Annotated in this window: 8 protein-coding genes; all 8 read right to left on the bottom strand. The window is 62.3% G+C overall.

What is annotated here, in order from left to right:
* Nucleotides 1-1,079 (bottom strand): lipid-A-disaccharide synthase (gene lpxB, locus B4E36_RS23630; RefSeq protein WP_345900890.1); only part of this gene is annotated, 1,079 nt, incomplete at its 3' end.
* Between the two features lie 17 nt (nucleotides 1,080-1,096).
* Nucleotides 1,097-1,966, bottom strand: coding sequence for an LpxI family protein (locus B4E36_RS23625; protein ID WP_292055574.1), 870 nt, complete (start codon nucleotides 1,964-1,966; stop codon nucleotides 1,097-1,099).
* On the bottom strand, nucleotides 1,963-2,793 hold the full coding sequence (lpxA, locus tag B4E36_RS23620; protein WP_292055575.1) for an acyl-ACP--UDP-N-acetylglucosamine O-acyltransferase: 831 nt from the start codon (nucleotides 2,791-2,793) through the stop codon (nucleotides 1,963-1,965). Before lpxA ends, B4E36_RS23625 begins: the two co-directional genes overlap by 4 nt.
* Nucleotides 2,790-3,224 (bottom strand): 3-hydroxyacyl-ACP dehydratase FabZ, encoded by a 435-nt coding sequence (gene fabZ / locus B4E36_RS23615; RefSeq protein ID WP_018064162.1) that lies wholly within the window; start codon nucleotides 3,222-3,224, stop codon nucleotides 2,790-2,792. Before fabZ ends, lpxA begins: the two co-directional genes overlap by 4 nt.
* A gap of 25 nt (nucleotides 3,225-3,249) precedes the next feature.
* Entirely contained in the window at nucleotides 3,250-4,302 is a 1,053-nt protein-coding gene (gene lpxD, locus B4E36_RS23610) for a UDP-3-O-(3-hydroxymyristoyl)glucosamine N-acyltransferase (protein WP_292055576.1), read from the bottom strand.
* 45 nt (nucleotides 4,303-4,347) lie between these two features.
* Nucleotides 4,348-6,687, bottom strand: coding sequence for an outer membrane protein assembly factor BamA (gene bamA, locus B4E36_RS23605; RefSeq protein WP_033409834.1), 2,340 nt, complete (start codon nucleotides 6,685-6,687; stop codon nucleotides 4,348-4,350).
* A 328-nt stretch (nucleotides 6,688-7,015) separates the two neighbouring features.
* Nucleotides 7,016-8,110: an RIP metalloprotease RseP gene (gene rseP / locus B4E36_RS23600; protein ID WP_292055580.1), complete on the bottom strand. Its 1,095-nt coding sequence runs from the start codon at nucleotides 8,108-8,110 to the stop codon at nucleotides 7,016-7,018.
* A 32-nt stretch (nucleotides 8,111-8,142) separates the two neighbouring features.
* Nucleotides 8,143-8,492 (bottom strand): phosphatidate cytidylyltransferase (locus tag B4E36_RS23595; RefSeq protein ID WP_345900889.1); only part of this gene is annotated, 350 nt, incomplete at its 5' end.

Genomic DNA, 8,492 nt, shown 5'->3' with positions numbered 1-8,492 from the left:
TGCATCAGCGCGATAACGCGCTCGAAGCCTTCGATCATGCCGCGCCGCTGGAAACTGTCCTTCGTCAGAAGCTCCATCCAGCGCACCAGCGCGCCGGCGCGGATCGTGTCGTTGAAATATTCCGGCACCAGCGGCGCGTCGGCGATCAGGTTCGGCAGCGATGCCGACCATACGGTGATCTTGTTCAGCATGAAACGGCCAATGAAATCCGCCTTGTAGGCGGAGACGGCGGGAATGCCCGAAAGCGCCAGTTCCAGCATCACGGTGCCCGAGGCGGCGACCGCGGCATCGGCCATGGCGAAGGCCTTCCACTTGGCCTCCTCGCCGACGAAAAGCTCCGGCTGCACCGGCCAGTCTGCGATTGCCGCGCGCACCTGCTGCTCCCTCCGCGTCACCGTCGGCAGGATAATGCGACACCCGTCATTGCGCGCCGCGAACGTCGCGGCGACATCACGAAACACCGGCGCGAGCGCACTGATCTCGGATTTGCGCGAACCAGGCAGCAGCATGATGGTCGGCTTCGACCGCGACCGTTCAAGCCGGTTCTGACGGCGGGCCGCAAGCACGCCCGGCTCCTCGGTCAGCCGGTGGCCGACAAAGGTGGTCGGCGGCCCGCCGAGCCGCTCCATCGCCGCCGGCTCGAAGGGCAGCACCGCCAGCACGTGGTCGACATAGGCCAGCATGTCGCGCGCGCGATATTCCTTCCACGCCCATACGCTCGGGCAGACATAATCGACGATCGGGATATCCGGTGCTGCGGCGCGCACGCGCCTTGCCACGCGGTGGGTGAAGTCCGGGCTGTCGATGATGACGATGATGTCCGGTTTCGCCGCGATCAGCGCATCGGCGGTCTGACGGATGCGGCGCAGCAATTGCGGCAGACGGCCGATCACCTGGGTAAACCCCATGATCGACAATTCGCTGTAGTCAAACAGCGAACTCAGCCCCTCCCCGGCAAGGCCGTCGCCGCCGACGCCGACGAGATCCACCGGCCCGCCATGCGCCATCTTGAGCGCGGCGACGAGGTTCGCGCCCAGAAGGTCGCCCGAAACCTCGCCGGCCACAATCCCGATTTTCAAAGCCACATCCCGCTCCCTTATGATCGAAGGTCAGGCTCCAGCCCGTAGACGAACAGACCGGCTGCGTCGGCCGCCTGCAGCGTCTCTTCGCGCCCGAGCACCAGCGACCGCCCGGCCTCCACCGCAATGCCGGAGAGCCCCGCTGCCGCCGCCAATCGCACCGTATTGGCGCCGATCGATGGCAGATCGGCGCGCAGATCCTGCTGCGGCTTGCACACCTTCACCAGAACGCCGCGACGCCGGGCGCTGATGCGGCCGGACTTTCGCAGCGCCGCCACGCGCTGCAGCATCTGGTCGGTGCCTTCCGCGCTCTCGAGCGCCACCACCCGACCGCCGACGCTGACGGCGCCCTGTCCGATATCCATCGCGCCGATCGTGCGCGCGGCATGCGCGGCGGCTTCGATATCGCCCTCGGCCTCTCGATCCGGCGCGTGCCGGCCAAGCGCGCCGGCCTCCGCAAGCAGGTCGCCCGCGATCGACTGCGCGGCCACCACCTCGAAGCCGTGCTTTTCGAACAGCGAGATCACCATGCGCAGGACCTTGTCATCCCCGCCGCTGCGCAGCTTGGCGAGAATCGCGGGAATGGAGGCGAGCACCGAAAGCGTGGGTCGCAGGCTCAGGAGTTCAGGCCGGCTGTTCACGCCGCCCGACAAAACGATCTTCTCTATGCGGCGTTTGCGCAGCGCCATCACCACCGGCCGGAAGCCGCCGAGATCAGCTTCCATCTGCTCGAAGCCCGACCAGTCGTTTCCGCCCTCGCCGCGCAACTGCACGATGAAGGGCCGATGGCCGGCATCGCGCGCCGCCTTCGCCACATAAAAGGGCAAAAGCCCGTTGCCCGCGATGATCGCGATCGGCTCCTTTTCGGAGACCGCCGCGGAATTCACGCCGCGCCCTTGCGCCGCCTGGATCCCGGCGTCGTTAGCGAGCGTTCGGCCTCGCGTTCGAGTATGAAACGCAGCATCTCGTCCACGGCATCGCTCTTTCCGCCGAATTCCGCGCGCGCCAGTTCGGCGTTTTCCAGAATCAGACCCGAAGAGAAAATCGTCTTGTAAGCCTTGCGGACGAGATGAATCTCCTCACGCTCGATGCCGGCGCGCTGCATGCCGACGACATTCAGCCCGCCCATCATCGCCGGATTATCGACGATCATCGCATAGGGGATGACATCGTTTACCACGCCGGCCAGCCCCCCCACGAAGGCCTGCCGGCCGATCTGGACGAACTGGTGGATCGCGGCGCCGCCGCTGAGGATCACCTTGTCATGCACGACGACGTGGCCGCCGATCATGACATTGTTGGACAGAATGACGCCATTGCCGATCCGGCAATCATGACCGACATGGGAATTGGCCAGAAACAGGTTGTCGTCGCCAACGACCGTGATGCCGCCGCCATGCGACGAACCGGTGTTGATCGTGACGCCCTCGCGGAAGATGCAATTCCGGCCGACCTCGAGCCGGGTCTGGCTGGCATCGTGGCGCACGCTCTGCGGCGCGCCGCCGATTACCGCCATGGGAAACACCTGGCAGCCCGGCCCAAGCCGGGTCGCGCCCTCCACCGTGGCGTGATGCATCAGTTGGACGCCGTCGCCCAGCACAACATCCGCACCGACATAGGACAACGGTCCTATGATGGCGTTCTCACCGATAACGGCCCCGTCCTCCACGACCGCTTTCGGGTCGATCCGGGCGGAGCTGGCAATTCTGCTCATTCTTCATCCTTGCGCACCATCATGGCGCCGATGTCAGCTTCCGCGACGAGTTGTCCGTCGACCGTCGCCTCGCAGTGAAATTTCCACACCCGACGGCGCTGCTTGTGCTTGACGACCTTGTAGCGCAACTGGTCGCCCGGCACCACTGGCTTGCGAAAGCGCGCATTGTCAATGGTCATGAAGTAGACCAGATTGTCGACCTCGTTGGCCTTGCGCGCACAGATCGCGCCCGCCGTCTGGGCCATGCCCTCGACAATAAGCACGCCGGGCATGATCGGCATGGACGGGAAATGTCCCGTGAAATGGGGTTCATTCGCCGTCACGTTCTTGACGCCGACCGCGCTGTCGTCGCCTTCGATCTCGATAATCCTGTCGACCAGCAGAAACGGATAGCGATGCGGCAGGAACTTCATAATCTCCAGAAGTTCCATGTGCTCCAAAGTCTTAGTCACAGCCTCATTCACCTTGCTCGTCCCCCCCTGTCTGAGCCCGTCTGCTCAGTTCCGCAAGTTCGCGCAGATATAGTTTCATCGGACGCGCCGGAATGCCGCCGACGCGCGATCCAGGCTCAATCGACGAGAGAACGCCGCTTCTCGCGGCAATCTGCACGCCGCTGCCGATCTCGAGATGACCATTGACCCCTGCCTGTCCGCCGATCATTACGCCATCGCCGATCTTCACGCTGCCGGCGATACCCACCTGGCTGACAATGCCGCAATGACGACCGATCTGCACATTATGGCCGATCTGAACCAGATTATCGATCTTGGTCCCCTCGCCGATCACGGTATCGTCCATCGCGCCGCGGTCGATCGTGGTATTGGCGCCGATCTCGACATCGTCCTGAATGATCACGCGTCCGACCTGCGGCAGCTTGACCATGCCCGTCGGGCTTCCGGCATAGCCGAAGCCATCCTGGCCGATCCTGGCGCCGGTATGGATGATGACATTGTTGCCGATGAGCGCGTTGGTGATGCTGACATGGGCGCCGATCGTCGCATTGCGCCCGATCTTCACGTCCGCGCCGATGACGGCGCCGCTCAGGATTCGGCTCCCCGCACCGATTTCCGCGCGCGCCCCGATCACGGCGAACGGCGACACCTCGACGCCCGCCTCGAGCGCGGCCGTCGCATCCACCGAAGCCTGCGGCGAAACCTCGCCATCGCCCACCAGCGACTGCGGCCGCATCGCCGCAGGATACAACAGCGCCGAAGCGCGGGCAAAGGCGAGCTGCGGATTGTTGGATACCAGCGCCGTCAGCCCATCCGGCAGCAACGGAGTCAACGCTTCGGGGCAGATGATCGCGGCCGCCCGGCAGGTCTTCAGATAATCCGCCGAACTCCTTGATTGTATATAACAGATGTCTTTGGGCCCGGCGCGGGAGATCGGTGCGACCGATTCCACAAGACGATCGCTCGCCGCGGCCTGTGACAGAGAAGCGCCGATGCGGCCGGCAAGCTCACCCAGAGGGATCGCCTGCCGTGCGCCGAAAAACTGGTTCTGATCCATATCCGTTCTCCAGAACAGTTAAGCTTTGAGTTCTGGAAACAGATATCAGAACGTGTTGGCGATGCCGAAACGGAAACGCTGGGTTTCGTCGAAATCTTCCTTGGCGAACGGGACCGCATAATCGAACCGGAGATCACCAAAGGGCGAATTCCAGATCAGACCTACACCCGCCGAAGCGCGGATCGAGAAATCGGTGCCCTCGATCTGAGTCCCGGTGACTTCCACGGCGTTACCCCAAGCCGACCCGGCGTCAACATAGGCCGCGCCGCGAAGATTGATGTCTTCCGGAATACCCGGCAACGGGAAGTTGGTCTCTGCCGAAAGCGTGGCGTAGTACTGTGAACCGAGTGCGTCGTTGGTGCCCACGGTACGCGGACCGATACCGTTCTGCTTGAAGCCGCGAATCTGCTGACCGCCGATCGTGAACTGGTCGAAGACGTTCAGATTATCGTCGAACGGCGTGACGAAGCCGCCGCGCGCCGTCAGCGAGCCGATGATATCGGCCTGATCGGAGATCATCTGATACCAGCGCGCCTTGCCGTCCAGCTTGTAGTAATGCGAATCGCCGCCAAGACCGGCAAATGTGTTGTTCAGCGTGGCCAGCACGCCTTCGCGCGGCATCTGCCGGTTATCGACAGTCGAGAAGTTGAAGGACTGCTGCAGCGACGACACCACCCACGGGCTGCCGTTGATCAGGTCCTGATAGACCTGCGAAACATTGTTCAGGTTCTGCCAGTCGCCGCGACCGTCATATTCGAACTGCTGGTAGGAATACCTGACCGTCGAATAGAGATTGTCGGTCAGCGGCGCGGTCAGGCGGATAGCGCCCGCCGTTTCGGCATAGTTATAGTATTCCTGGGTCGAGGACGATGCGCGATAGATATCGAAACCGGCAGCCAGTCGATAGCCGAGGAAGAAGGGTTCGGTAAAGCTGAAGTTGTAGATCTGCGAGTCGTCATCGCCGAGACCGGCGGAGGCGCGGATATACTGGCCGCGACCGAGGAAGTTGCGCTCCTCGACCGAGAGTTCCAGAACCAACGAATCGCCTTCGGCGTCATAACCGGCGCCGATCGAGAACGAGCCGGTGGGCTCATCCACGACATCGACCTCGAGAACCACGCGATCGGGCGCGCTGCCCGGCAGCGTCTTGATCTCGACCGAGCTGAAATAGCCCAGCGCCTCGAGCCGGCGCTTGGTGCGCGCGATCATCTCGCGGTTATAGGCATCGCCTTCGGCCAGATCGAACTCGCGGCGGATGACGTAGTCGCGGGTGCGGGTGTTGCCGACGATATCGATCCGCTCGATATAGGCCTTCATGCCCTGATCGATCTCGTAGTTCACCGAATAGGTATCATTCGTGAAGCTGCGGTCGCCGCGCGGATTGACCTGCGCGAAGGGATAGCCCTGGGAGGATACCGAGGCGGCAATCGATTCCGACGTCTTCTGGATGTCGTCGGCGTCATAGATCTTGCCGGTCCTGGTCTTGATATCGCCCTTCAGGTTCGAGATGTCGACGCCCTCGACCGTGGTCTCGACGCCGATATCCCCGAATTTGTAGCGATCGCCCTCCGAAATATTGAAGGTGATCGAATAGGAATTGTCGGTTTCGTCATAGTCGACGTCGGTCGACAGAAGACGGTAATCCGGGAAGCCGTGATTGTTGTAGAAATCGCGCAGCAGCTTTTCATCCTGGCGCAGCTTGTCGGGATTGTAGATATCCTTGCGCGTCAGGAACGACAGCGGCGTCGAGCGCTTGGTCAGGATGACCGAGGCGAGCCGCGCATCGCCGAAGGTGTTGTTGCCTTCGAAATTGATCTTCCGGGTCTTGGTGCGTCCGCCCTCATCGATGACGAAGGCGACGTTGATGCGGTTATCCTGAACGGTCGCCGTCTGGATCGTGACCTCGACATCGGAACGGCCGATGGAGGCGTAGGCGTCCTTGATGTTCTGGATGTCAACCTGCGCCTGGGCCTGATTATACGGACCGAGCGAATGAAGCTGCACAACGCCTTCGAGCTTCTTGTCGGAAACCTTGCGATTGCCGTTGAAGACGACCTGGTTGATGAGCTGGTTCTCGGTGACGTTCACGACCAGCGTCGAGCCGGAAACCGAAATCTTGACGTCGGAAAAATAGCCGGAGCTGTAGAGATTGCGGATCGACTGATTGATGTCGGCATCGGTGAAGCTCTGGCCGGGCTTGATCGTCAGTTTTGACTTGATCGCGTCGGAGCCGGCCTGACCGGTTCCGTTGACGGTGATGTTCCTGACGACGGCGGCATATGCGTCTGCAGGCACAGCAACGGCGGCAACGACCCCCCCGGAAACGGCGACCGCAAACGAAAGCGCCGCACCTGAAACTGTGTTCAAAAATCTTGAACCGGCCATGCTACTATCTACCCTTTATAATCGCTCGGTATAAGCGGTTTTCGGCAACGTGGTCTAAAGTTCTAAAGACTTCGCGTCCCCACGCAATAGAAAGCCGCCCCTCAGACGCAACTTCCGCCCCGAGCGTGACCAAATCGCCACGTTCTTTTGCGTTTATGGTAAACCGAACGCTACGGAATACGTAAACAGCACGACGGAGATACTCCCTCAGGGGTTTCCTATCATCTCCGACGCCAAAGGCAAGGCCACATTTGCACAAGAAACCGTTTGCAGCAAGATGAGAGCGCGCGCACGGTTAACCAAATAGTGTCAAGGGGTTAAAATCCGGCTAGCCCATCCGCCCGATCGTGTCGTTCCACGTCGCGAACACCATCAGCGCCAGCACCAGGAAAAGGCCGATCCGGAAGGCGAATTCCTGGACGCGCGCCGAAAGCGGTCGTCCCCGCACGGCCTCGATCGCGTAGAACATCAGATGCCCGCCATCGAGCATGGGAACCGGCAGCAGATTGAACAGACCGACCGAAACCGAAAGAATTGCTGCAAAATTAGCAAATGCGACAATACCAAGCGAGGCCATCTGCCCCGCCATCGTCGCCACCCGCACCGGCCCGCCGATCTGGTCGGCCTTCATCCGGCCGGCGAAGACATTGACGATATAATCATAGGTGCTGACCACGATATGCCAGCTCTGCAGCGCACCCTGGCCGATGGCGGCAACCGGGCCGTAGCGCTCGACGCGGAAATTACCCGAATCACGCGTACCGACGACGCCGATGCGACCGAGCTCCATCTCATTGCCGAATCGGTCCTCGGTCTCCACCCGCTCCGGCACGACGGTCAGGTCGACAGGCGCGCCGTTCCGCTCCACCGTCAGCACCACCGGCACGCCCGGGCGCACGCTGATATAGCGCACCACGGCATCGAAGGTGTCGATGGGCTGGCCGTCGAGCGCCGCCATGACGTCGCCCGGCTGAACGCCCGCTGCCGCAGCGGGGCTGTCGGGTGTCACCTCGCCCACCACCGGATCGGAAACCGCGCGGCCATAGACCATGAAGATTACGGCGAAGATCGTGATCGCCAAGAGGAAGTTTGCGATCGGCCCGGCCGCCACCGTGGCGGCGCGCTTCCACAGCGCCGCGCCGTTCAGCGTGCGGGCGCGCTCCTCTTCCGGCAGCGTTTCCAGGCCCTTGAAATCCGGGCGGCTTGCGACATCCTCATCGCCGTAAAACCGCACATAGCCGCCAAGCGGAATGGCGCACAGCTTCCAGCGCGTGCCATGGCGATCGGTGCGACCGACGATCTCCGGCCCGAAGCCGAGCGAGAACGCCAGAATGCGGATGCCGCACCAGCGCCCGACCAAGTAGTGCCCGAGCTCGTGAAAGAACACGAGGAAGGAGATCGCCACGATAAAGGCGACGATCATTCCCGGGGCATTGGTAAAGGCGAACTGCAAGGTCAGGCTCCATTCATCGGAGCGGCAAGACCGCTCCAGTTCATCAGCATGTCGCCCGCAAAACCCTCATGGCCGGCAAGCGCCACCAGAACGACGACAACATACATCGCAAATGCCGCGGCGACGAGCCCGTCCACACGATCCATCACGCCGCCATGACCGGGGATCAGATGGCTCGAATCCTTGGCCCCGCAGCGCCGCTTCAGCGCCGATTCGAACAGGTCGCCGACCTGGCTGCAAACGGACAGGAAAAACGCGAGAAGGCCGATCGCGATCGTCGGAGAACCGCCATAGGCCCAGCACAGCGCAAAGGCCGCGGCAACGGCGAAGACCGCCCCGCCAATTGCGCCTG

The organism is Martelella sp. UBA3392, assembly GCF_002358775.1.
Classification (GTDB): Bacteria; Pseudomonadota; Alphaproteobacteria; order Rhizobiales; family Rhizobiaceae; genus Martelella; species Martelella mediterranea.
Note: the sequence above shows the minus strand (reverse complement) of the source record. Positions and strands in the feature narration are given on the sequence as shown.